General features: G+C 72.0%; 18 protein-coding genes and 1 riboswitch. Of the genes, 6 read left to right on the top strand and 12 right to left on the bottom strand.

All coding sequences use genetic code 11. The annotated features are described in order from the left end of the window. Positions 1 to 240: 240 nt before the first annotated feature. Positions 241 to 1,056: an inositol monophosphatase family protein gene (locus tag ABZ016_RS36480; protein ID WP_356921020.1), complete on the bottom strand. Its 816-nt coding sequence runs from the start codon at positions 1,054 to 1,056 to the stop codon at positions 241 to 243. 8 nt (positions 1,057 to 1,064) lie between these two features. Continuing rightward, on the bottom strand, positions 1,065 to 2,192 hold the full coding sequence (locus ABZ016_RS36475; RefSeq protein WP_356921019.1) for a ferrochelatase: 1,128 nt from the start codon (positions 2,190 to 2,192) through the stop codon (positions 1,065 to 1,067). 169 nt (positions 2,193 to 2,361) lie between these two features. Here ABZ016_RS36475 and ABZ016_RS36470 point away from each other — a divergent pair, with 169 nt between their 5' ends. The 3 genes from ABZ016_RS36470 to sepH all read left to right on the top strand — a co-directional run bounded on the left by ABZ016_RS36470 (position 2,362) and on the right by sepH (position 6,362). Next, the gene (locus ABZ016_RS36470) at positions 2,362 to 3,600 is read left to right on the top strand and encodes an MFS transporter (protein ID WP_356921018.1); all 1,239 of its coding nucleotides are present in this window, start codon (positions 2,362 to 2,364) and stop codon (positions 3,598 to 3,600) included. Further along, on the top strand, positions 3,560 to 4,879 hold the full coding sequence (locus ABZ016_RS36465) for a D-arabinono-1,4-lactone oxidase (protein ID WP_356921017.1): 1,320 nt from the start codon (positions 3,560 to 3,562) through the stop codon (positions 4,877 to 4,879). Before ABZ016_RS36470 ends, ABZ016_RS36465 begins: the two co-directional genes overlap by 41 nt. A gap of 448 nt (positions 4,880 to 5,327) precedes the next feature. Further along, positions 5,328 to 6,362: a septation protein SepH gene (gene sepH / locus ABZ016_RS36460; RefSeq protein ID WP_356921016.1), complete on the top strand. Its 1,035-nt coding sequence runs from the start codon at positions 5,328 to 5,330 to the stop codon at positions 6,360 to 6,362. Between the two features lie 90 nt (positions 6,363 to 6,452). Here the strand turns inward: sepH and ABZ016_RS36455 are convergent, their stop codons facing one another. Beyond that, positions 6,453 to 7,301, bottom strand: a complete 849-nt coding sequence (locus ABZ016_RS36455) for a sulfurtransferase (RefSeq protein ID WP_356921015.1) — start codon at positions 7,299 to 7,301, stop codon at positions 6,453 to 6,455. 250 nt (positions 7,302 to 7,551) lie between these two features. Here ABZ016_RS36455 and ABZ016_RS36450 point away from each other — a divergent pair, with 250 nt between their 5' ends. Next, the gene (locus tag ABZ016_RS36450; protein WP_356921024.1) at positions 7,552 to 8,355 is read left to right on the top strand and encodes a VOC family protein; all 804 of its coding nucleotides are present in this window, start codon (positions 7,552 to 7,554) and stop codon (positions 8,353 to 8,355) included. A gap of 15 nt (positions 8,356 to 8,370) precedes the next feature. Here the strand turns inward: ABZ016_RS36450 and ABZ016_RS36445 are convergent, their stop codons facing one another. The 4 genes from ABZ016_RS36445 to ABZ016_RS36430 form a co-directional block, all read right to left on the bottom strand. Then, on the bottom strand, positions 8,371 to 9,021 hold the full coding sequence (locus ABZ016_RS36445; protein ID WP_356921014.1) for a thymidine kinase: 651 nt from the start codon (positions 9,019 to 9,021) through the stop codon (positions 8,371 to 8,373). Positions 9,022 to 9,088: 67 nt separating this feature from the next. Continuing rightward, positions 9,089 to 10,282, bottom strand: coding sequence for a nucleotide pyrophosphatase/phosphodiesterase family protein (locus tag ABZ016_RS36440; protein ID WP_356921013.1), 1,194 nt, complete (start codon positions 10,280 to 10,282; stop codon positions 9,089 to 9,091). Beyond that, positions 10,282 to 10,869, bottom strand: coding sequence for a DUF5998 family protein (locus ABZ016_RS36435; protein ID WP_356921012.1), 588 nt, complete (start codon positions 10,867 to 10,869; stop codon positions 10,282 to 10,284). The genes ABZ016_RS36440 and ABZ016_RS36435 overlap by 1 nt, the downstream gene beginning before the upstream one ends. Positions 10,870 to 10,920: 51 nt before the next feature. Continuing rightward, entirely contained in the window at positions 10,921 to 13,746 is a 2,826-nt protein-coding gene (locus ABZ016_RS36430) for a GNAT family N-acetyltransferase (RefSeq protein ID WP_356921011.1), read from the bottom strand. Between the two features lie 177 nt (positions 13,747 to 13,923). Here ABZ016_RS36430 and ABZ016_RS36425 point away from each other — a divergent pair, with 177 nt between their 5' ends. Continuing rightward, positions 13,924 to 14,205 carry an HPr family phosphocarrier protein gene (locus tag ABZ016_RS36425; RefSeq protein ID WP_003993478.1) on the top strand — a complete coding sequence of 94 codons (282 nt, stop codon included), beginning with the start codon at positions 13,924 to 13,926 and terminating at the stop codon, positions 14,203 to 14,205. 143 nt (positions 14,206 to 14,348) lie between these two features. On the opposite strand, the gene ABZ016_RS36420 is transcribed toward ABZ016_RS36425, so the two are convergent. The 4 genes from ABZ016_RS36420 to ABZ016_RS36405 all read right to left on the bottom strand — a co-directional run bounded on the left by ABZ016_RS36420 (position 14,349) and on the right by ABZ016_RS36405 (position 19,169). Beyond that, the gene (locus ABZ016_RS36420) at positions 14,349 to 15,044 is read right to left on the bottom strand and encodes a GntR family transcriptional regulator (RefSeq protein WP_356921010.1); all 696 of its coding nucleotides are present in this window, start codon (positions 15,042 to 15,044) and stop codon (positions 14,349 to 14,351) included. Between the two features lie 188 nt (positions 15,045 to 15,232). Then, entirely contained in the window at positions 15,233 to 16,018 is a 786-nt protein-coding gene (locus tag ABZ016_RS36415; RefSeq protein ID WP_356921009.1) for a M23 family metallopeptidase, read from the bottom strand. Positions 16,019 to 16,030: 12 nt separating this feature from the next. Continuing rightward, a riboswitch (cyclic di-AMP (ydaO/yuaA leader) is annotated at positions 16,031 to 16,195 on the bottom strand. Between the two features lie 191 nt (positions 16,196 to 16,386). Continuing rightward, complete coding sequence (locus tag ABZ016_RS36410; RefSeq protein WP_356921008.1) at positions 16,387 to 17,775, bottom strand: pitrilysin family protein; 1,389 nt, start codon at positions 17,773 to 17,775, stop codon at positions 16,387 to 16,389. Continuing rightward, entirely contained in the window at positions 17,772 to 19,169 is a 1,398-nt protein-coding gene (locus tag ABZ016_RS36405) for a pitrilysin family protein (protein ID WP_356921007.1), read from the bottom strand. The genes ABZ016_RS36410 and ABZ016_RS36405 overlap by 4 nt, the downstream gene beginning before the upstream one ends. A gap of 252 nt (positions 19,170 to 19,421) precedes the next feature. Between ABZ016_RS36405 and ABZ016_RS36400 the strand changes: the two genes are divergently transcribed. Beyond that, entirely contained in the window at positions 19,422 to 21,878 is a 2,457-nt protein-coding gene (locus tag ABZ016_RS36400; RefSeq protein ID WP_356921006.1) for a DNA topoisomerase IV subunit A, read from the top strand. Here ABZ016_RS36400 and ABZ016_RS36395 read toward each other — a convergent pair. Next, on the bottom strand, positions 21,875 to 22,942 hold the full coding sequence (locus tag ABZ016_RS36395; RefSeq protein ID WP_356921005.1) for a GTP-binding protein: 1,068 nt from the start codon (positions 22,940 to 22,942) through the stop codon (positions 21,875 to 21,877). The genes ABZ016_RS36400 and ABZ016_RS36395 overlap by 4 nt on opposite strands. Between the last annotated feature and the right edge of the window lie 83 nt (positions 22,943 to 23,025).

The raw sequence follows: 23,025 nt of genomic DNA, 5'->3' as shown, positions 1-23,025 counted from the left end.
TTTTAAAGCAGCCCCCCCCCACCTCTATCTACACCCTAACCCACACACTCTTTCCCTCCCCCACGCTCTTCCGATCTGCCGCCGAGCAGGGTGTGGAGGTCGGCGCGACGAGCGTCTGACGAGGCTGTACGGAGCGGCCCCCGGCTAATCCAGCGCCGGGGCCCGCTTTCGTGGTCGTGAGGCCGTGTTCACGCGGTGTTCGGCGTGTCGTCGGCCCCGGTACGGCGGCCGGGCGGTTGCTCAGTCGTGCCAGGCGCCGAAGTCCTCCAGGAGGCGCTGGAGGGGCTCGAAGACGCCCGGGGTCGCGGCGACCGCGAGTGCGCCCGACGGGCGCTCTCCGGGGCGTCCACCGGTCAGCGCGCCCGCCTCACGGGCGATCAGGTCGCCCGCCGCGAGGTCCCAGGCGTGCAGACCGCGCTCGTAGTAGCCGTCGAGGCGTCCCGCCGCCAGGTCGCAGAGGTCGACCGCGGCCGAGCCGCCGCGCCGGATGTCGCGCAGCAGCGGGATCAGCCGCTGGGCGACCTCGGCCTGGTGGGTGCGGACCTCGGCGACGTAGTTGAAGCCCGTCGAGACCAGTGCCTGGTCCAGGGGCGGCGCGGGGCGGCAGGCCAGCCGGCGCTCGCCGTCCCAGGCCCCGGTGGCCCAGGCACCGCCGCCGAGCACCGCGTGGAACGTCTCTCCGCGCATGGGGGCCGTGACGACCCCGACCACGGTCTCGCCGTCCTGCTCGGCGGCGACGGAGACGGACCAGGTGGGCAGCCCGTACAGGTAGTTCACCGTGCCGTCGAGCGGGTCGATCACCCAGCGGACGCCGCTCGTGCCCTCGGTGGCGGCGCCCTCCTCACCGAGGATGCCGTCGTCGGGGCGGCGCTCGGTGATCAGACCGGTGATCAGCTTCTCCGCCGCGATGTCCATCTCCGTGACGACGTCGATGGGGCTGGACTTGGTCGCGGCGACCGCCAGGTCGGCCGGGCGCCCGTCCCGCAGCAGTGCGCCCGCACGCCGGGCGGCCTCCTGGGCGAGTTCGAGCAGTTCGGTGTGCAGGGGGTCGGTCACAAGGCTCCTCACGCGTAGGGGCTGTCGGCGCCCGCGGCGGCGGGCCGGGGGGCGCGGGCCGGGCAGCAGCCGACCGGGCAGAGCTGGTGGCTCGCCCCGAGCGAGCCCAGGGCGCACGGCGTGACCTCCTGCCCGCGCTCGACGGCGGCGCGCTCCACGACGAGGTCGCGGACCGCCGCGGCGAACCGGGGGTCGGCTCCGACGGTGGCCGAGCGGCGCATCGGCAGCCCCAGTTCCTCGGCCTTGGCCTTCGCCTCCGTGTCGAGGTCGTAGAGGACCTCCATGTGGTCGGAGACGAACCCGATGGGCGCGATCACCACCGCCGGGACGCCCGCCGCGTTCCGCTCCTCGAGGTGGTCGCAGATGTCCGGCTCCAGCCAGGGGATGTGCGGGGCGCCCGAACGGGACTGGTAGACGAGCTGCCAAGGGTGGTCGACGCCGGTGCGCTCCCGGACGGCGTCCGCGATCAGCTGCGCCACGTCCAGGTGCTGCCTGACGTACGCGCCGCCGTCGCCGTGGTCCTCTACGGTTCCGGAGGTGTCGGCGGAGGCCGTCGGGATGGAGTGCGTCGAGAAGGCGATGTGGGCGCCGTCCCGGACGTCGCCGCTGAGCTCGGCGAGGGACCGGATCACCCCGTCGATCATGGGCTCCAGGAAGCCCGGGTGATTGAAGTAGTGCCGCAGCTTGTCGATCCGCGGCAGCTCCAGGCCCTCGGCCTCGAGGGCGGCGAGCGCGTCGGCGAGGTTCTCGCGGTACTGGCGGCAGCCCGAGTACGAGGCGTAGGCGCTGGTGGCGAGGACCAGGACGCGGCGGCGGCCGTCGCGGACCATCTCGCGCAGCGTGTCCGTCAGGTACGGCGCCCAGTTGCGGTTGCCCCAGTAGACCGGCAGGTCCAGACCGTGCTCGGCGAAGTCCTTGCGCAGGGCGTCCAGCAGGGCGCGGTTCTGGTCGTTGATGGGGCTGACCCCGCCGAACAGGAAGTAGTGCTGCCCGACTTCCTTGAGGCGTTCCTTGGGGATGCCGCGCCCGCGCGTCACGTTCTCCAGGAACGGGACCACGTCGTCCGGGCCTTCCGGGCCGCCGAACGAGAGCAGGAGCAGGGCGTCGTAGGGGCTGACATCGCGCGCGTCTGGCATGAGTCGATCCTGCCACCCTGCACCGACAGCCGGGAAACGGCGGGGTGACACCTCGGCGGCGGCCGGGCCGGGGCCTGGACGGGACGGCTGGACGGGTGCCGGGGCGGCGTCCCGAGCCGTAAGCTGTGTCGACTGCGTTCGCAGCTTACTGAGCCTTTCGGAGTCCCCGTTGCCCAGCCCCTACCGCGCCCTGTTCGCCGCCCCCGGCACCAAGAGCTTCTCCGCCGCGGGCTTCCTCGGCCGGATGCCGCTGTCGATGATGGGCATCGGCGTGGTGACGATGGTTTCCCAGCTCACCGGGCGGTACGGCCTGGCCGGCGCCCTGTCGGCGACCATCGCGCTGTCCGCGGGAGTGGCCGGACCGCAGGTCTCGCGGCTGGTGGACCAGTACGGGCAGCGACGGGTGCTGCGGCCGGCGACGCTGATCTCGCTCACTGCCGCGGCCGTCCTGCTGTGCGCGGCGCACTACCGGTGGCCGGACTGGGTGCTGTTCGCGGCATGCGTCGGCATCGGCTGCGTCCCGAGCGTCGGCGCGATGGTCCGGTCCCGCTGGGCGGCCCTGTACCGGGGCACCCCGCGACTGCACACCGCGTACTCCTTCGAGTCCGTGGTGGACGAGGTCTGCTTCGTCTTCGGGCCGATCACCTCCATCGGTCTGTCCACGGCGTGGTTCCCCGAGGCCGGCCCGCTGCTGGCCGCCTGCTTCCTGGCGGTCGGCGTCTTCTGGCTGACCGCCCAGCGCGCCACCGAGCCCGCGCCGCACCCGCGCGAGCGGCAGGGCGGCGGTACGGCGTTGCGCGCCCGGGGCCTTCAGGTCCTGGTGGCCACGTTCGTGGCGACGGGGGCGATCTTCGGGGCGGTCGACGTGGTCACCGTGGCCTTCGCCGAGGAGGAGGGGCACAAGGCCGCGGCGAGCGTCGTCCTCGCGGTGTACGCGGCGGGCTCCTGCGTCGCGGGGATGGTCTTCGGCCTGATGCACTTCGGCGGTGCGCCGGAACGTCGGTGGCTGCTGGGCGTGTGTGCCATGGCCGTGAGTATGATCCCCCTCCTACTGGTCGGAAACTTGCCGTTTCTGGCCGTGGCGCTGTTCGTTGCGGGTCTGTCCATCGCTCCGACGATGATCACGACGATGTCCCTCATCGAGGAGCACGTACCACGCGCGCAGCTCACCGAGGGCATGACCTGGGTGAGCACCGGACTGGCGGTGGGGGTCGCACTCGGCTCCTCCGCGGCCGGCTGGGTGATCGACGCAGCCGGGGCGCGTGCCGGGTACGGGGTTCCGGCCGTGGCCGGTGCCGTCGCGGTCGCGGTGGGTTTTCTGGGGTGTCGCCGGCTCAAGCGGCCGGCGCCGGGTCGGGGAGGCTCCGTTGAGCAGCACAGCGAACGGAAAGAACGGCACGTGGCGTAACTGGGGCGGCAACGTCTCCGCGCGTCCCGCGCGGGAGGTCGCCCCGGCATCAGTCGACGAGCTGGCCGCCGCCGTGCGGCGGGCCGCCGAGGACGGCCTCAGGGTGAAAGCCGTCGGCAGCGGGCACTCCTTCACGTCGATAGCCGCGACGGACGGTGTGTTGATCCGCCCTCAACTGTTGACCGGCATCCGCAGCATCGACCGCGACGCCATGACCGTCACGGTGGAGGCCGGAACCCCGCTCAAGAGGCTCAACGTTGCCCTCGCGCGCGAGGGACTGTCGCTGACGAACATGGGCGACATCATGGAGCAGACGGTCTCCGGCGCCACCAGCACCGGTACGCACGGGACCGGACGCGACTCCGGTTCGATCGCCGCCCAGATCAAGGGCCTTGAGCTGGTCACCGCGGACGGCTCGGTCCTCACCTGCTCCGAGAAGGAGAACCCGGAGGTCTTCGCCGCCGCCCGGATCGGCCTCGGCGCCCTGGGCGTCGTCACGGCGATCACCTTCGCCGTCGAGCCGGTCTTCCTGCTGACGGCTCGTGAGGAGCCGATGCCTTTCGACAGGGTCCTCGCGGACTTCGAGGAACTGTGGACCGAGAACGAGCACTTCGAGTTCTACTGGTTCCCGCACACCGGCAACACCAACACCAAGCGCAACAACCGCAGTGCGGGCCCCGAGAAGCCGGTCCCGCAGCTCCAGAGCTGGTTCGAGGACGAGTTCCTCTCCAACGGGGTCTTCCAGGTGGCCAACTGGGTCGGCCGCGCGGTGCCCGCCACGATCCCCGCGATCGCACAGATATCCAGCAAGGCCCTGTCCGCGCGGACGTACACCGACACCCCCTACAAGGTCTTCACGTCACCGCGCCGGGTGCGCTTCGTGGAGATGGAGTACGCCGTACCGCGCGCGGCCGTCGTCGAGACGCTGCGCGAGTTGAGGACGATGGTGGACCGCTCCGGCCTGAGGGTCAGCTTCCCCGTGGAGGTGCGCACCGCGCCGGCCGACGACATCACGCTGTCCACCGCCTCCGGGCGCGACAGCGCGTACATCGCCGTCCACATGTTCCAGGGCACGCCGTACCAGCGGTACTTCACCGCGGCCGAACGCATCTTCACGGCCCACGAGGGACGCCCGCACTGGGGGAAGGTGCACACCCGGGACGCCGAGTACTTCTCCCGGGTGTATCCGCGCTTCGCCGAGTTCACGGCGTTGCGAGACCGTCTCGACCCTGACCGGCTGTTCCAGAACGACTACTTGCGGCGGGTTCTGGGGGCTTAGGCGACGCGCCGGGGGGCGTTGTCCCGGGCTCCGAGCCAGGACCGCCGCGTTGGTTCCGTTTCTGGTGACTACGTGAACTTCCCCACGTTCAAGATCACGGAACCGGGGCAAGGGGCGGCCGAGTCGCACCCCTTGCCAGAAGTTGGACGGCGCGCCAATCCACGCACGTGGCCCAAATGGAGTACTGTGGCCAGCCCTGGGCCCGGTCTCCCGTCAGGGTGCACGGGGCCTTTAAGGACCGCCGGGAGGGGGCTAGTTGCACAGGGTGACAGAGTTCGTCACTTAGCGTTGCGAATAGGTAACCGTGCCATAACGGCGATCCAGGGCCCGTGCCCGACACGCCGGGCAACTCGGCAAGGTTGTGGCAGGCTGCACCCGGGCAGGCCACACTCGACTAGCGGAAGCAGCGACGCACGTGACGTCGGCAGGCACCACCCGGGAGGTCCCCATGCCCGAACTGCGTGTCGTGGCCGTCTCGAATGACGGCACACGGCTGGTGCTGAAGGCTGCGGACAGCACGGAGTACACGCTTCCGATCGACGAACGGCTCCGCGCCGCCGTGCGCGGCGACCGTCCCCGCCTCGGCCAGATCGAGATCGAGGTGGAGAGCCATCTCCGCCCCCGTGACATCCAGGCGCGTATACGAGCCGGCGCGACGGCGGAAGAGGTCGCGCAACTCGCGGGCATCCCCGTCGACCGGGTCCGCCGTTTCGAGGGCCCCGTGCTCGCCGAGCGTGCGTTCATGGCCGAGCGCGCCCGCAAGACCCCGGTCCGCCGCCCCGGCGAGAACTCCGGTCCGCCCCTGGGCGAGGCCGTGCAGGAGCGGCTGCTGGTGCGCGGCGTCGACAAGGACACCGTCCAGTGGGACTCGTGGCGTCGCGACGACGGCACGTGGGAGGTCCTGCTGGTCTACCGCGTCGCGGGCGAGCCGCACTCGGCGAGCTGGACGTACGACCCGCCCCGGCGGCTCGTCCAGGCCGTCGACGACGAGGCGCGCATGCTCATCGGCGAGTCCGACGACCTGGCCGCGCCCGAGCCCAGCTTCCCGTTCGTCCCGCGGATCGCCCGGCTGCCGCGCGACCGGCCGCTGGACCGTCCCACCGACCGGGAGCGGCCCAGCCTTCCGGCCCAGGCGTCCGAGCCGGCCGAGGAGATCACGGGTGAGCGGGACTCGCTGACCAGCCTGCTGGAGGCGGTGCCGAGCTTCCGCGGCGACCTGGTGGTACCGGAACTCCCGGCGTCGGAGCCCGAGGAGGAGCCCGTCGCCGAGCCCGAGGCGGAGGAGCCCCCGGCCCCCGCGGCCTCGGCCGGTTCCGCCTACGCGGACGTCCTCATGCCGCGTTCCGTCGGCAGCCACCGCGACCGTCTGGTCGGGGCCACCGACCGGCAGGCCGAGGCCGACGGGGTCCGTCCGGGCCGCAGAGCCGCCGTCCCGAGCTGGGACGAGATCGTGTTCGGGACGCGGCGCAAGAAGCAGGAGTAAAGCCGGGGGTCACGGCGTTGACACCGGCCGTACGACGAGGAGAGGGCCGTGCCTTGCGGGCGCGGCCCTCTCCTCGTGCCATATGCGGTCCTACTGGGGATCCGGACCCACCGCGACCGGCCGGTCCGGGTCCGAGGACCACTCCGACCACGACCCCACGTACAGCTCCGCCGGAACACCCGCGACCGCCAGGGCGAGGACCTCGTGCGCCGCGGAGACGCCCGAACCGCAGTACACGCCGACCCGCGAACCCTCGGTCACACCGAGCCCCTTGAAGCGCGCCCGCAGTTCCTCGGCGGGCAGGAAGCGGCCGTCCGGCCCCACGTTCTCCGTGGTGGGCGCCGACACCGCACCGGGAATGTGTCCCGCCACCGGATCGATCGGCTCCACCTCGCCCCGGTACCGCTCCCCCGCCCGCGCGTCCAGCAGCAGCCCGGACCGCGCCAACTCGGCGGCCGCGTCGGCGTCGAGCAGTCCCGCCGCCGGCTCGGGCACGAAGTCGCCCTCCGTGGGTGTCGGGACGGCCTTCTCCAACGGCCCCTGCCAGGTTGGCAACCCGCCGTCGAGGACTCGCACGTCCGGGTGGCCCGTCCAGCGCAGCAGCCACCACGCCCGGGCGGCCGCCCAGCCCTGTCCGCCGTCGTAGACGACCACCGGCGTACGGAACGACACGCCCGCCCGGCGCATCGCGGCCCCGAAAAGTGCGAGGTCGGGCAGCGGATGCCGGCCGCCCTCACCCGGCGCGGAGGCCAACTCCCGGTCGAGGTCGACGAAGACGGCCCCGGGCAAGTGCCCTGATTCGTACTCGGCCCGGCCGTCGAACGGCGGCTCACCGGCCGCCTTGGCCGCGGTCAGCTGCCAGCGGACATCGAGCAGGACCGGCGGGTCGGCGCCCGCCAGGTCGTTCGCGAGGTCGGATGCGGAGATGGTGGCGTTCATGGCTCCATCCTCGCGCACGGGGTGGCCGAGCCGTTCATGTCCGGCTACTCTGCTCGGCCGGACCGGGGCGATCACGCGGCGTACGGGAACAAGCACATGCTGTACAGCTGAGCGACACGCGCCGACAAGCGCGCCGCAAGGGACAGCACCCGCACCTCGGGCATTCTCCCGGGCATGAGCCGCCCCGCAGGACGGGCCCCACGAGGGCTGCGGAGAGCACGGCATGAGCGAGGCCGAGAAGAGAGTGACGATGACCGACGCACGGGAGTCCGCCGGCCCGAACGGCGAAGCGCCCGCTCGGCACGCGCCCGGCACACCCTGCTGGGTGAGCCTGATGGTGCACGGGCTGACCACGACCCAGGACTTCTACGGAGCGTTGTTCGGCTGGGAGTTCCGGCCGGGCCCCCAGCAACTCGGCCCGTACGTGCGCGCGCTGCTCGACGGGCGCGAGGTGGCCGGCATCGGCCTGCTGCCGCCGGACCGCCATCTGCCCATCGCCTGGACGCCCTACTTCGCCTCCCCCGATGCGGACCTGACCGCCGACTCGGTGCGCAGCCGCGGCGGCACGATCGGGGTGGGCCCGCTGGACGCGGCCGATGCGGGCCGTCTCGCGATCGGCTCCGACCCCGCGGGCGCCGTCTTCGGCATCTGGGAGCCCGCCGCGCACCTCGGCACGGCCGTCTCGGGGGTCCCCGGCACACCCGTCTGGAACGAGTTGCTGACCTTCGAGTCGGCGAGCGTCGCCACGTTCTACCGGACCGTGTTCGGCTACGAGGAGGAGGCGGTGGTCTCCGCCGGCTTCGACTACGTCACCCTGCACCGCGGCGGCGAACCCGTCGCCGGCATCCACGGCCTGGGGCAGGCCCTCTGCCGCGACCGGGGCCCGCACTGGGTGACGTACTTCCACGTCGACGATCTCGGGGGCACCCTGGACCACCTGGTGCACCTGGGCGGACACGTCATCGAGCCGGCCCACGACACGGCACACGGCCGGGTGGCGTCGGTGGCGGATCCGGAAGGCGCCCGGTTCGCGCTGCTGCAACGGCTGCGCTGAGGCGCGGCCGGGCGGTCAGGAGGACGAGACCGGCAACACGTCCGGGGACAGAGCCGCCGCTCGTGACGTCGCCGCCGTCATACGGCGCCGGTGGTGGCGGCGGCACAGCACCTCGTAGCCGACCTCGTCGGCGGAGTGGGTGACGTCACCGACGACCACCTGGGCACCCTCGACGACCATGGCGCCGCCTATCGTGCGGGCGTTGTGGGTGGCACGGGCGCCGCACCAGCACAGGGCCTCGACCTGGAGGACCTCGACCCGGTCGGCCAGTTCCACCAGCCGCTGCGAACCGGGGAACAGCTTCGAGCGGAAGTCGGTCGTGATGCCGAAGGCGTAGACGTCGAGGCTCAGGTCGTCCACCACGCGCGCGAGTTGGTCGATCTGCTCCGGGGCGAGGAACTGCGCCTCGTCGGCGATCACATAGTCCGCGCGGCCGCCCTGCGAGAGGTGGTCGACGAGGTAGGCGTAGAGGTCCTGGCCGTCCTCGACCTCCACAGCGTCCGTGACCAGCCCGAGGCGCGAGGACAGCTTGCCCTCGCCGGCGCGGTCGTCACGCGAGAAGATCATGCCCGACAGGCCGCGCGCCGAGCGGTTGTGCTCGATCTGGAGCGCCAGCGTCGACTTCCCGCAGTCCATCGTTCCGCAGAAGAACACCAGCTCGGGCATGTCGAGTTGAGCACCTTTCGGTGTGAGGGGGTGGGGTGCGGGGTCGCGGTGCGGGGTGGGGCGGGCCTCAGGAGCGTACTTCGAGCAGGGGGACCAGCTGTTCGGCAGGGGTCATCGAACCGTGGTTGCCGACCATCGCCGACTCCTTCGGTTCCCGCTCGGAGGCGATGAGCAGGACGTCGTCGCGGGCCGCGGCGACCACGTCGCCGATCCGGCCGTGGACCCGCTCGTCGATCCGCGGGCCGAACCAGCCCGCCGCGATGGCCTCGTCACGGGAGGCCACCCAGAACTGCTCGCCGAGCACCTCGCGCCAGCAGGTCAGGACGTCGTTCGCGGCACCGGGCACCGCGTACACGTGGCGGGCGCGGCCCTCGCCGCCGAGCAGGGCGACTCCGGCGCTGAGCTCCCAGTCCTCGTCGAAGTCGATGCGGTGCTGCTCGTCGAAGGGCACGTCGATCATGCCGTGGTCGGCCGTGACGTAGAGCGCGCTGCGGGGCGGCAGTTGCTCGGCCAGGCGCTGGACGAGGCGGTCGGCGTACATGAGCTGGCCGCGCCAGGTGTCGGAATCGACGCCGTAGCGGTGGCCCGCGCCGTCGACCTCGGCGAAGTACGTGTAGACGAGGGAGCGGTCGCCCGCGGCGAGTTGCTCGGCCGCCAGGTCGACGCGGTCCTCGCCGGACAGCCGCCCGAGGAACGTTCCGCCACTGAGCGCGACCTTGGTCAGGGGGGTGTTCTGGAAGGTCGGGGAGGACACCTGCGCGGCGTGCACGCCCGCCTCGTGCGCCAGCTGGAAGACCGTCGGGTAGGGCTGCCACGGGCCGGGCGGGGCCCAGGGCTGCCAACGCAGCTGGTTCATGAGCTCGCCGGTGTCGGGGTTGCGCACCGTGTAGCCGGGCAGGCCGTGCGCGCCGGGCGGCAGGCCGGTGCCGACGGAGGCGAGGGAGGTCGCCGTGGTGGCGGGGTAGCCGGCGGTGAGCGGACGCCCGGTGCCGCCGCGCGAGGTGGCGAGCAGGGACGTCATGAAGGGGGCGTCCTGGGGGTGTGCCTTGAGCTGCTCCCAGCCGAGGCCGTCGATCAGGAACACGCAGTTCCGGTCGGCGGGCGTCAGCTCCGGGATCGCGGCGGTCATGCCCGGTACGGCCAGGCCGGCGGCCAGTGTGGGCAACAGGTCGGCGAGGGAGCCGCTGCCGTACTCGGGGACCGGCGCGGAGGAGACGGTGAGCGGTTCGGGGTGGTGGTCCCAGGCCGTGGACTGTGTCATCAGCGGGTGGTGTCCGCGGTCGCCTCGGAGAGGGACTGCGCGAAGGCGAGGGCCTGGCGCACGGTCTCCGGTCCGTCCCCGGCCTCGCTGACGCGCAGGCTGAGGTCGTCCGCCGTCGAGTTGCCGGTGTAGCCGTGGTCCGCCTCGCAGTTGGGGTCGCCGCAGGCGGCCGGCTCCAGGTCGATCCGGGCGACGGCGCCCCAGCCGATGGTGAGGACGACCTCGCGGGGCAGGGTGCCCGGCTTGTAGGACTCGGGGTTGGCGACCACCCGGCTGACCACGATCGACGAGATGCGGCCGAGCTTCACGGACTCCGTCGACGTCGTGGCGTAGGGCGTCGGGGAGGTGCTGTCGGCGGCCTGCTCGTCGGTGTGGCTGACGATGAAGCGGTGGTCCGTGAGAACGAGCACCGTCACGTGCCGCCGGACCTCGTTCTGGTCGAACGTCGTCTCCTGATGGACCAGGTACGACCGCATGGGCTCGCCGCCCACGGCGGCCTCCACCGCCTCGGCCACGAGGGCCGGGTAGTAGCCGCTGCGCTCGATCGCCGCCCGCAGCCCCTGGGTCGTCGTACTGGTCTTGGCCATGACGCCCATCCTACGGGGGACCACTGACTGCGAGAGACCGCTCGCCCCCTGTCAGTACGCGGGGAGGGTCCGCGGGCCGAGGTCGTCGCGGGCGGGCGGTGGTGCGAGGCGGACGGAGGCGCCCAGGACGCTCAGGCCGTGCGAGGCGACGACGACCGGCTCCAGGGTGACCGCGACGACCTCGGGATGGTCGTCGACCAGCCGGGACACGCGCAGCAGCAGTTCCTCCAGGGCGCGGGTGTCGGCCGGTGCCGAGCCGCGCCAGCCGAACAGCAGGGGTGCCGTGCGGATCGACCGCACCAGGGAGGTCGCCTCCTTGTCGGTGACCGGGATCAGCCGGTGGGCCGTGTCCCCGAGCAGCTGGGAGGCGGCTCCGGCGAGCCCGAAGGAGAGCACGGCTCCGGCCGCCGGGTCGATCACGGCCCGCACGACGACGTCCACCCCGCGCGGTGCCATCCGCTGCACCACCGGACGCAGTTCGTCCGGCGCGCCGAACTGCTCCGTCAACTCGGCGTAGGCCCGGCGCAGTTGGTCCTCGTCCAGCAGGTCCAGGCGTACGCCTCCCAGGTCGGCGCGGTGGCGCAGGTGCGGGGCGGTGGCCTTGAGGGCCACGGGGTAGCCGAGGCCCCGCGCGGCCTCGGCGGCGGCGTCGGGGGTCGGGGCGGGCAGGGCTCGGTGGACGTGGATGCCGTAGTGGCCGAGCAGGTCGCAGGTCTCTTCGGTGCCGAGTGTGAACCCCTTCCCGCGCGCGAGGAGCCCGTCGATCAGTGTGGCGGTGCCCTTCTCGTCGATGTCCTCGTACTCGGGCACCCGGCCGGGGTCCGCGGCGTCGCGCCGCCACTGCGCGTAGGTCACGGCCTGGGCGAGGGCGCGGACGGCGCGTTCGGCGGCGGGGTAGGCGGGGATGAGGTGGGTGCCCTCGGGGGGTTCTTCGGCGGGCGCCGGGTGGGACGCGGCTCGGGGGGCGTCGGGACTGTTCTGCGGCGGATTGTCCGCCACGGTCTGTGGTGCCGTGCTGGCCGCTGCCGAGAGGGCCTCGGCCAGGCCGCCGAGCTCCACGTGGACGACCAGGACCGGCTTGGCCGGAGCCGCCGCCGCGGCCGAGCGCAGTGCTTCGGCGAGGGCCGCGTCCGCGACCGAGCCCTCCCCCACCGCCGGTATGGCGGTGACGACCACGGCGTCGGCGGAGTCGTCGGCCAGCGCCCGTGACAGGGCCGCGTGGAAGTCCGCCGCCGAGGCAGCCGTGGTCAGGTCGAGCGGGGGCTGCGGCCGCAGCCCCTCGGCGAGGCACGCGTCGTACGTGAGCAGGCCGAGCGACTCGGAGTTGCCGAGGATCGCCACCCGGGGCCCGTCGGGCAGGGGCTGGCGGGCGAGCAGCAGGCCCGCGTCCACCAGGTCGGTGATGGTGTCGACCCGGATGACGCCGGCCTGCCGCAGCAGCGCCGAGACGATCGCGTGCGGCAGCCGGGTCGTCCGCACGGCGTGCCCCTGGGGAGCGGCTCCGTGCCGGGCGCCCTGGACCACGACCAGCGGTTTCGCCGCGGCCGTCCGGCGGGCGAGCCGGGCGAACTTGCGGGGGTTGCCGATGGACTCCAGGTACATGAGGACGACGTCGGTGTCGGGGTCCTCGTACCAGTACTGGAGGAGGTCGTTGCCGGAGACGTCGGCACGGTTGCCGGAGGAGACGAAGGTGGAGACGCCGGTCACGCCCGTGACCCCGCCGCCGCGCCGGTGCAGCCGGGACAGCAGCGCGATGCCGATCGCGCCGGACTGGGCGAACAGGCCGATCCGGCCCGGGCGGGGTGTCTCGGGGGCGAGGGAGGCGTTGAGCCGGACCCGCGGGGAGGTGTTGATGACGCCGAAGGCGTTCGGCCCGATGATCCGCATGCCGTAGGTGCGCGCGTGCCGCACGAGGGCGCGCTGGCGTTCGCGCCCCTCGGTGCCGCTGTCGGCGTACCCGGCGGAGACCACGACGAGCCCCTGCACGCCGTGTTCGCCGCACTCGGTCACGACCTCGTGGACGTGCTCGGCCGGTACGGCGACGACCGCGAGGTCGACAGGGCCGTCGATGTCGCGCACCGAGCGGTACGCGGGCACTCCGTCCAGCTCCTTCTGCCCTTCCGGCAGGGCCTTGTTCACGGCGTGGAGGCGGCCGCGGTACCCGGCGTCGCGGATGTTGTCGAGGACGCTGCGGCCCACGCCGCCCGGGGTGCGCCCGGCGCCGATGACGGCGACCGAGCCGGGCGCGAGCAGCCGCTGCACGGAGCGCGCCTCGGCGCGGTGTTCGCGCGCGTACTGCACGGCGAGGGAGCGGTCGGTGGGTTCGAGGTCGAACTCCAGCCGCACGACGCCGTCCTCGAAGCTGCGTTTCTGGGTGTACCCGGCGTCCGTGAACACCTTGATCATCTTGGTGTTGGCGGGCAGCACCTCGGCGGCGAAGCGGCGGATGCCGCGCTCCCGGGCGACGGCGCCGATGTGTTCGAGGAGGGCGGAGGCGACGCCGCGCCCCTGGTGGGCGTCCTGGACCAGGAAGGCGACCTCGGCCTCGTCGGCCGGCGCGGACGCGGGTGTTCCGTCGGCACCGATCCGGTCGTAGCGTACGGTGGCGATGAACTCGCCGCCGACCGTGGCCGCGAGTCCCACCCGGTCCACAAAGTCGTGGTGCGTGAAGCGGTGGACGTCCTTGGCGGACAGGCGAGGGTACGGCGCGAAGAAGCGGTAGTACTTCGACTCGTCGGAGACCTGCTCGTAGAAGCTGACCAGACGCTCGGCGTCATCGACGGTGATGGGCCGGATGCGCGCGGTGCCACCGTCGCGCAGCACCACGTCGGCTTCCCAGTGGGCGGGATACTCGTGCCGGTCCGGCGAGGTCTGCATGGGCCCCAGAGTACGGCTAGCGTCCGACAGTGGACGCGAGGCAGTCTGTGGAGGGCGTCAGTCGGGTCGAGGCCGCGACCCGACGGCACCCCGGGGCGGTCCCAGGGCCGCTCCGGCACAGCTTCACGATATGGGAAACTGGTCTAGACAACCCTGAAAACCGAAGGGCAGCAACACATGGCTGAGCGCCGCGTCAACGTCGGCTGGGCCGAGGGCCTCCACGCCCGCCCCGCTTCCATCTTCGTCCGAGCCGCCACGGCCGCAGGCGTCCCGGTGACGATCGCCAAGGCAGACGGGAACCCCGTCAACGCGGCCTCCATGCTGGCCGTCCTCGGCCTCGGTGCCCAGGGCGGCGAGGAGATCGTCCTCGCCTCCGACGCCGAGGGCGCCGACGCCGCCCTGGACCGGCTCGCGAAGCTGGTCTCCGAGGGTCTCGAGGAACTGCCCGAGACCGTCTGAGTATTTTTCGCGCCTGATCCGGCGCACCCCGAAGGGTCCGTCCGATTTCATCGGGCGGGCCCTTCGCCTTTATCGAATTCCCTGCCTGGGGCAGCACAAATAATCCCCCGAGAAATGCCCGTTCTTTGTATACGGCTTCCGTGTTAATGCCGCGGGCTCGCCGTGTTTACGGGATGTTGCGAGTTCCTCACACGCTCGGCACGCTCCCCGGCGGAGCCGAATCGCAGGCGGTGCGCGGCCGTCGCACGCTCGGTGTGCAGCGCCGTGACCGCCCGCGCGCGCTCGCTGTCCCCGCGCGCCACCGCGTCGACGATCGCGCCGTGCTCGGTCCAGGACTCCACGGGGCCGGCCGGTGCCTCCACCGCGTACATCCAGGCGATCTTGTGGCGGAGCTGGGTGAGCGTCGAGGTCAGGGCGGGGCTGCCGGAAGCCTGCGCGAGCGTCTCGTGGAACCAGCCGCCCAGCGAGCGCAGGTCGTCGCTGTTGCCCCGGCGGGCGCGCTCCTGGCCCAGCCGGACCAGCCCGCGCAGGACTTTCAGATGCGCCTCGGTGCGGCGCTGGGCGGCACGGGCGGCGCCGAGCGGCTCCAGCAGCGTACGCATCTCCAGCAGGTCGGCGGCCTCCTGCTCGCTGGGTTCGGCGACACAGGCCCCCGCGTGCCGTCGGGTCACCACGAAGCCCTCGGCCTCCAAAGTGCGCAGGGCCTCCCGGACGGGCACGCGCGAGACGCCGTAGCGGCGCGCGAGGAGTTCCTCGGTCAGCCGGCTGCCGCGCTCGTGGACACCCGCGACGATGTCGTCCCGGATGGCCGTGCACACAGACTGCGCGGGAATACGCATGACCGACCTCCGCTTAATCCCCGTGAAACGTCGACGAGTGACGTGTGTTCCGTGACTCTATTGCAATCAGCGGGAATTTCCGACGGCTATCCGGAATCCATGGATATTTTTTGGACAGGCGGACGTCACAAACGCCGAAAGCCCCGGCTCGGCGAGCCGGGGCTTCGGGAAGCGGAGCGGTGTGCCGCCTAGACGTTCACGCCGTGCGAGCGGAGGTAGGCGAGGGGGTCGATGTCGGAGCCGTACTCGGGGCTCGTCCGGGCCTCGAAGTGCAGGTGCGGGCCGGTGACGTTGCCGGTCGCGCCGGACAGGCCGATCTGCTGGCCGGGGGTGACCTTCTGGCCGACCGAGACACCGATGGACGACAGATGGCCGTACTGGGTGTACGTGCCGTCGTTCATCTTGATCACGATGTTGTTGCCGTAGGAGCCGCCCCAGCCGGCCTCGACGACCTCACCCATGCCGACGGCGTGGACGGAGGTGCCGGTGGCGGCGTGGAAGTCGATGCCGGTGTGGCTGCCGGAGGACCACAGGCCGCTGCTGGCCTTGTAGCCGGTGGAGACGTACGAGCCGGAGATCGGGGGCACGAAGGAGTTGAGGCGCTTGCGCTCGGCCTCACGGGCGGCGCGCTCCTTGGCCTCGCGGGCCTTCTCGGCCGCCTCCTTGGCCTTCTTGGCGGCTTCGGCGGCCCGCTCGCGCGCGGCCTCCTCGGCCTTCTTCTTGGCGGCGGCCTCTTCGGCGGCCTGCTTCTGGGCGGCGGCCTGGGCGTCGATCTGCTGGGCCACGGTGTCGCCGAGGGTGACGACCGGGGTGAGGCCGGTCTGCTCGGCGGCGGGCTCGGCGGCGAAGGCCGGAGCGGCCACGGTGCCGATGACGCCGGTGGTGGCGAGGGCCGCGACTCCCGCCGCGCGGGCCGTGCCGCGCTGGATCCTGCTGGGACGCCGGTGCTTCCCGGTGGCGCGCGTGAACGCCATGAAGTGGCTGATCCTTTCCTTCCCTCTCGCCTACCGGGTTAGCTGACGGGTTCGGAGCAGGAAGGTCTCCTACGGACCCCCTCGCGGTGCGCGCGGGCGTCCGATTCACCCCAGGGACTGCGGTGGGTCCCCGGCTCCCCTGGCTCGCGCCGTACGGGGACTCGGCGATGACTGTCCGGTGCCGCGGGTGCGGCGCACTGCCTGACGAACAGCCCGGACGACGCTAAGCGGCACCACTTTCAATTCCCAAACGGATCTAAGATTTTGTAGCGCATCCCACAGGGCAGACGGGCAACTCCCGTACCAATTCGGGCATAAAGGGGCCCTGGTGCCTTTGAAGACAACCAGGGCCCCTGCGCGCGGTGCCGTTACTCGGCGGCCACGACGGTCACTTCGCCGATGCCGAGGGCCTCCACAGGGCCCTTGATCTGCGCCGCGTCACCCACGAGGACGGTCACCAGACGGTCCACCGGGAATGCGCTGACGGCCGCCGCGGTGGCCTCCACGGTGCCGGTCGCGGCGAGCTGCCGGTACAGCGCGGCCTGGTAGTCGTCGGGCAGGTGCTGCTCGACCTGGTCCGCCAGCGTGCTCGCGACGGCCGCCGCCGTCTCGTACTTCAGCGGCGCCACGCCGACCAGGTTCTGCACGGCGACGTCCCGCTCGGCGTCGGTCAGCCCCTCGGCGGCGAGGGTGCGCAGCACCGTCCAGAGGTCCTCCAGGGCGGGCCCGGTGTTGGGCGTGTCCACGGAGCCGCTGATGGCGAGCATCGCCGCACCCGTCCCGTCCGGGGCGGACCTGAGGACCTGGGCGAACGCCCGCACGCCGTAGGTGTAGCCCTTCTCCTCGCGCAGGACACGGTCCAGACGGGAGGTGAGGGTGCCGCCGAGGCAGTACGTGCCGAGCACCTGGGCGGGCCACACGCGGTCGTGCCGGTCCGAGCCGATCCGGCCGATCAGCAGCTGGGTCTGGACGGCGCCCGGACGGTCCACGATGACGACCCGGCCCGTGTCGTCGGCGGTCACCGGCGGCACCGGGCGCGGCTCCGCCGAGGAGCCGGTCCAGGAGCCCAGCGTGTCGCCGAGCAGGGCGTCGAGGTCGATGCCGGTGAGGTCACCGACGACCACGGCGGTGGCCGTGGCGGGGCGGACGTGCTTCTCGTAGAAGGCGCGGACCGCCGCGGAGTCGATCGCGGCGACCGTCTCCTCGGTGCCCTGCCGGGGCCGCGACATGCGCGAACCGGCCGGGAACAGCTCCTTGGAGAGCTCCTTGGCGGCGCGGCGGGAGGGGTTGGCCAGCTCGTGCGGGATCTCGTCGAGGCGGTTGCGGACCAGCCGCTCGACCTCGCTGTCCGCGAACGCGGGCGCCCTGAGGGCGTCGGCGACCAGGGCGAGTCCCTTGGCGAGCCGGGAGGCCGGCACCTCCAGGCTGAGCCGGACACCGGGGTGGTCGGCGTGCGCGTCGAGGGTGGCACCGGCGCGCTCCAGCTCGGCGGCGAACTCCTCGGCGGAGTGCTTGTCGGTGCCCTCGGAGAAGGCCCGCGCCATGATCGTGGCCACACCGTCGAGGCCGGCCGGTTCCGCGTCCAGGGGCGCGTCCAGCAGCACCTCCACGGCGACGACCTGCTGGCCGGGGCGGTGGCAGCGCAGCACCGTCAGGCCGTTGGCGAGCGTGCCGCGCTCGGGGGCGGGGAAGGCCCACGGCCGGGCCTCGCCCTCCCGCGGCTGGGGGTGGAAGTCCATCGTGGCGAGCTCGGTCACTTGGCCGCCTCCTCGTTCTCGTTGGTGGCCGCGGCTGCGGTGTCCTCGGTGGTGCCGGCGTCCTCGGCGGCCTCCGCGTCGCCGGCCTCGTCGGCGACGGGCTCGTAGACGAGCACCGCGCGGTTGTCGGGCCGCAGGCGGGCCTTGGCCACCTCCTGGACCTCCTCGGCCGTCACCTCCAGCACGCGCTGCACGGCGGTCAGGGCGAGCTGCGGGTCGCCGAACAGCACGGCGTACCGGCACAGTTCGTCGGCGCGGCCGGCGACGGTGCCGAGCCGGTCCAGCCACTCGCGCTCCAACTGGGCCTGGGCCCGCTCCATCTCCTCGGCCGTCGGGCCCTCCTCGGCGAACCGGGCGAGCTCCTCGTCGATGGCGGTCTCGATCACCGGCACCTCGACGTCACCGGACGTCTTCACGTCCAGCCACCCGAGGGAGGGCGCCCCGGCGAGCCGCAGCAGGCCGAAGCCGGCCGCCACCGCCGTACGGTCCCGCCGCACGAGACGGTTGTACAGGCGGGAGGACTCGCCGCCGCCGAGGACCGTGAGGGCCAGGTCGGCCGCGTCGCACGCGCGCGTGCCGTCGTGCGGCAGCCGGTAGGCGGCCATCAGGGCGCGCGCCGGGACCTCCTCCTCGACGACCTCGCGCAGCTGCTCGCCGATGGTCTCCGGCAGCGAGCCGTCCCGGGGCGGGTGCTTGCCGTCGTGGCCCGGGATGGAACCGAAGTACTTCTCGATCCAGGCCAGGGTCTGCTCCGGGTCGATGTCGCCGACCACGGAGAGCACGGCGTTGTTCGGCGCGTAGTAGGTGCGGAAGAACGCGCGCGCGTCCTCCAGGGTCGCCGCGTCCAGGTCGGCCATCGAGCCGATCGGGGTGTGGTGGTACGGGTGGCCCTCCGGGTAGGCGAGGGCGGTCAGCTTCTCGAAAGCGGTGCCGTACGGCACGTTGTCGTAGCGCTGACGGCGCTCGTTCTTGACGACGTCGCGCTGGTTCTCCATCGACTCGTCGTCGAGGGCGGTCAGCAGGGAGCCCATGCGGTCGGCCTCCAGCCAGAGGGCGAGCTCCAGCTGGTGGGCGGGCATGGTCTCGAAGTAGTTGGTCCGCTCGAAGCTGGTGGTGCCGTTCAGCGAACCGCCCGCGCCCTGGACGAGCTCGAAATGGCCGTTGCCCTTCACCTGGGCGGAACCCTGGAACATCAAGTGCTCGAAAAGGTGAGCCAGGCCGGTACGCCCCTTGACTTCGTGGCGCGAACCGACGTCGTACCAGAGGCACACCGCCGCGACCGGGGTCAGGTGGTCCTCGGAGAGCACCACGCGCAGGCCGTTGGCCAGGCGGTGCTCGGTCGCTGTCAGGCCCCCGGAGCCTGCCTGGGCTGTGGCCGTGTGACCCATGGGCATGTACGTCCCTTCGATCGCGGAGCGGTCTTCACAACCGCGGATTTCTGCCGGTCCTGCCACTGTATGCAAGCGCGCGAAGCGCCGGTGAAGTTCCCGGGGGGGCGTACGCGCAGAGCGAGACGGCGTGACCCGCCGTGCCCGGCCGGACGGCGCGACGGGCGTCAGAGACCGGGTCCTGGTCCCGGTTGTCAGTGCGGCGGTCCACAATGGTCGGCGTCAGATCCGGATCGCAGAGGCAAGGAGCCGGCAGCGATGGCCCGCCGCAGCACGAAGACCCCGCCGCCCGACGACTCGTACGAGGAGCGGATCCTCGACATCGACGTCGTCGACGAGATGCAGGGCTCCTTCCTCGAGTACGCGTACTCGGTCATCTACTCCCGCGCCCTGCCGGACGCCCGCGACGGTCTCAAGCCCGTGCACCGCCGCATCGTCTACCAGATGAGCGAGATGGGCCTGCGCCCCGAGCGGGGGTACGTCAAGTGCGCCCGTGTCGTCGGCGAGGTCATGGGCAAGCTGCACCCGCACGGCGACGCGTCGATCTACGACGCCCTGGTGCGCATGGCCCAGCCCTTCTCGATGCGCGTCCCGCTGGTGGACGGGCACGGCAACTTCGGCTCGCTGGGCAACGACGACCCACCGGCCGCCATGCGGTACACCGAGTGCCGCATGGCCGAGGCGACGAGCCTGATGACGGACTCGATCGACGAGGACACCGTCGACTTCAACCCGAACTACGACGGTCAGGAGCAGGAACCGGTGGCGCTGCCCGCCGCCTTCCCGAACCTCCTGGTCAACGGCGCCTCGGGCATCGCGGTCGGTATGGCCACGAACATGCCGCCGCACAACCTGCGCGAGGTCATCGCCGCCGCCCGTCACCTGATCAGGCACCCGAACGCGGATCTCGACGCCCTGATGAAGCACGTCCCGGGCCCCGATCTGCCCACCGGCGGCCGCATCGTCGGCCTGTCCGGCATCCGGGACGCATACGAGACGGGCCGTGGCACATTCAAGATGCGCGCCACGGTGTCCGTGGAGCCCGTGACGGCCCGGCGCAAGGGCCTCGTGGTCACCGAGCTGCCCTTCGCGGTCGGCCCGGAGAAGGTGATCGCCAAGATCAAGGACCTGGTCGGTTCGAAGAAGATCCAGGGCATCGCCGACGTCAAGGACCTCACCGACCGGGCGCACGGCCTGCGCCTGGTCATCGAGATCAAGAACGGCTTCGTGCCGGAGGCGGTCCTGGAGCAGCTGTACAAGCTGACGGCGATGGAGGAGTCCTTCGGCATCAACAACGTGGCGCTGGTCGACGGCCAGCCGCTCACGCTGGGCCTGAAGGAGCTGCTGGAGGTCTATCTCGACCACCGCTTCACCGTCGTGCGGCGGCGTTCGGAGTTCCGCCGCGGCAAGAAGCGCGACCGGCTGCACCTGGTCGAGGGTCTGCTGACGGCCCTGCTGGACATCGACGAGGTCATCCGTCTCATCCGCTCCAGTGAGAACTCCGCGCAGGCGAAGCAGCGCCTGATGGAGCAGTTCTCGCTGAGCGACGTCCAGACGCAGTACATCCTCGACACGCCGCTGCGCCGTCTCACCAAGTACGACCGCATCGAGCTGGAGACGGAGAAGGACCGGCTCACCGCGGAGATCGAGGAGCTGACCCGGATCCTCGAGTCGGACGCGGAACTGCGCAAGCTGGTCTCCTCGGAACTGGCCGCCGTCGCCAAGAAGTTCGGCACCGACCGGCGTACGGACCTGCTGGAGTCGGGCGGCGCCCCCGTCGCCACCGTGCCGCTCCAGGTGGCCGACGACCCGTGCCGGGTGCTGCTCTCCTCGACGGGTCTGCTGGCCCGCACGGCGAACGGCGAACCGTTCGCGGAGGACGCCGGCGCCAAGCGCGTCAAGCACGACGTGATCGTCTCGGCGGTGCCGGCCACCGCCCGGGGCGAGGTCGGCGCGGTCACCTCGACGGGCCGGCTGCTGCGGCTGGACGTGATCGACCTGCCGCAGCTCCCGGAGTCGATGCCGACGCCGAACCTCGCGGGGGGCGCCCCGCTGGCGGAGTTCGTCTCCCTGGAGGACGACGAGACGGTGGTCTGCCTGACCACCCTCGACGAGTCGTCGCCGGGTCTGGCGATCGGCACGGAACAGGGCGTGGTCAAGCGCGTGGTGCCGGACTACCCGGCCAACAAGGAGGAGCTGGAGGTGATCACCCTCAAGGAGGGCGACCGGATCGTCGGCGCGGTCGAGCTGCGCACGGGGGACGAGGACCTGGTCTTCATCACCGACGACGCCCAGTTGCTGCGCTACCAGGCCTCGGTGGTGCGTCCGCAGGGCCGTCCGGCGGGCGGGGTGGCGGGCATCAAGCTCGCCGAGGGCGTCAAGGTCATCTCCTTCACGGCGGTGGACCCGGCCGCGGATGCCGTCGTCTTCACCGTCGCGGGGTCGCGCGGCACCCTGGACGACTCCGTCCAGACCACGGCCAAGCTGACCCCGTTCGACCAGTACCCGCGCAAGGGCCGCGCCACCGGCGGTGTCCGCTGCCAGCGGTTCCTGAAGGGCGAGGACTGCCTGTCCCTGGCGTGGGCGGGCCCCGCCCCGGCGCTCGCCGCGCAGAAGAACGGCACGCCGGCCGAACTTCCGGAGATGGACCCGCGCCGCGACGGCTCGGGGGTGTCCCTGGCGAAGACGGTGGCGGTGGTGGCGGGGCCGGTCTAGGCCGGCTCCGCGCGGTCCTCCTCGGGATCGCGTACGTACCGCAGGACGCCCCACATGCCGTGCTCGTCGGCGTGCGGGGCGTCGCTCCGGCACGCGTCGAGTTCCTTGTCGAGTGCGGGCGCGTCGATCCCGGAGCCGATGAGGACCAGCTGGGTGAGGCGTTCCGCGCCGGCCGGCCAGGGCTCCGGGTAGAAGCGCAGGAACCGCCCGACGGCATGGACGGCGTACCGGTTCTGGACGTCGTACGGTCCGAAGCCGACGTAACCCTTGATCCGGTACAGCCCCTCGGGCCGGCTGTCGAGGAACTCCATCAGCCGGCGTGGGTCGAGGGGCTCCCGGGAGACGAACGACAGGCTGTCGTAGGCGGTGTGCAGGTGCCGGGTGTGGTCCTCATGGCCGTCCCGGTCGTGGTCGTGCAGGTCGTCGAAGGACAGCTGCCCGATGCGTTCCTCGCTCGGCCGGCAGTCGAAGAGGAACTCGGGGTCGATCCGGCCGTAGGTGGCCGGGACGACGGCGGCGCGATCGACGAGGGACCGGACCAGCCCGAGTACCCGGTCGCCGTCCGCCGCCCGGTCGATCTTGTTGACCACGGCGAGGTCGGCCAGGGCGAGATGCCGGTCGATCTCGGGGTGCCGGGACCGGGTGTCGTCGAACTCGGCGGCGTCCACGACCTCGACGAGCCCGCCGTAGACGATCCCCGGGTGCTCGCTGGCCAGCACCATCCGCACCAGCTCCTGCGGCTCGGCCAGCCCGCTCGCCTCGATGACGATGACGTCGATGCCGAGGGAGGGCTCCGCGAGCCGCTCCAGGTACTCGTCCAGCTCACTCGCGTCGACGGCACAGCACAGGCATCCGTTGCCGAGCGAGACCGTGGAGTCGCCGAGTGCCCCGGCCACGGCCATCGCGTCGATCTCGATGGCCCCGAAGTCGTTGACGATGGCGCCGATACGGCTGCCGCCGCTGCGGTGGAGCAGGTGATTGAGCAGGGTCGTCTTCCCCGAGCCGAGGAATCCGGCCAGGACGACGACCGGGATCTGCTGCGGTTCCGGGCTCGGCTGACTCACCGTGCGACCTCTCTCATACCGGAGCGTGCACCGGCTCGCGGCCTCGGCACACGTACGAAAACGGGATGCCGCTCAGGATACGA

The sequence above is a fragment of the Streptomyces sp. NPDC006372 genome (assembly GCF_040612515.1).
Classification (GTDB): domain Bacteria; phylum Actinomycetota; class Actinomycetes; order Streptomycetales; family Streptomycetaceae; genus Streptomyces.
This window is presented reverse-complemented; position numbering and strand designations above follow the sequence as displayed.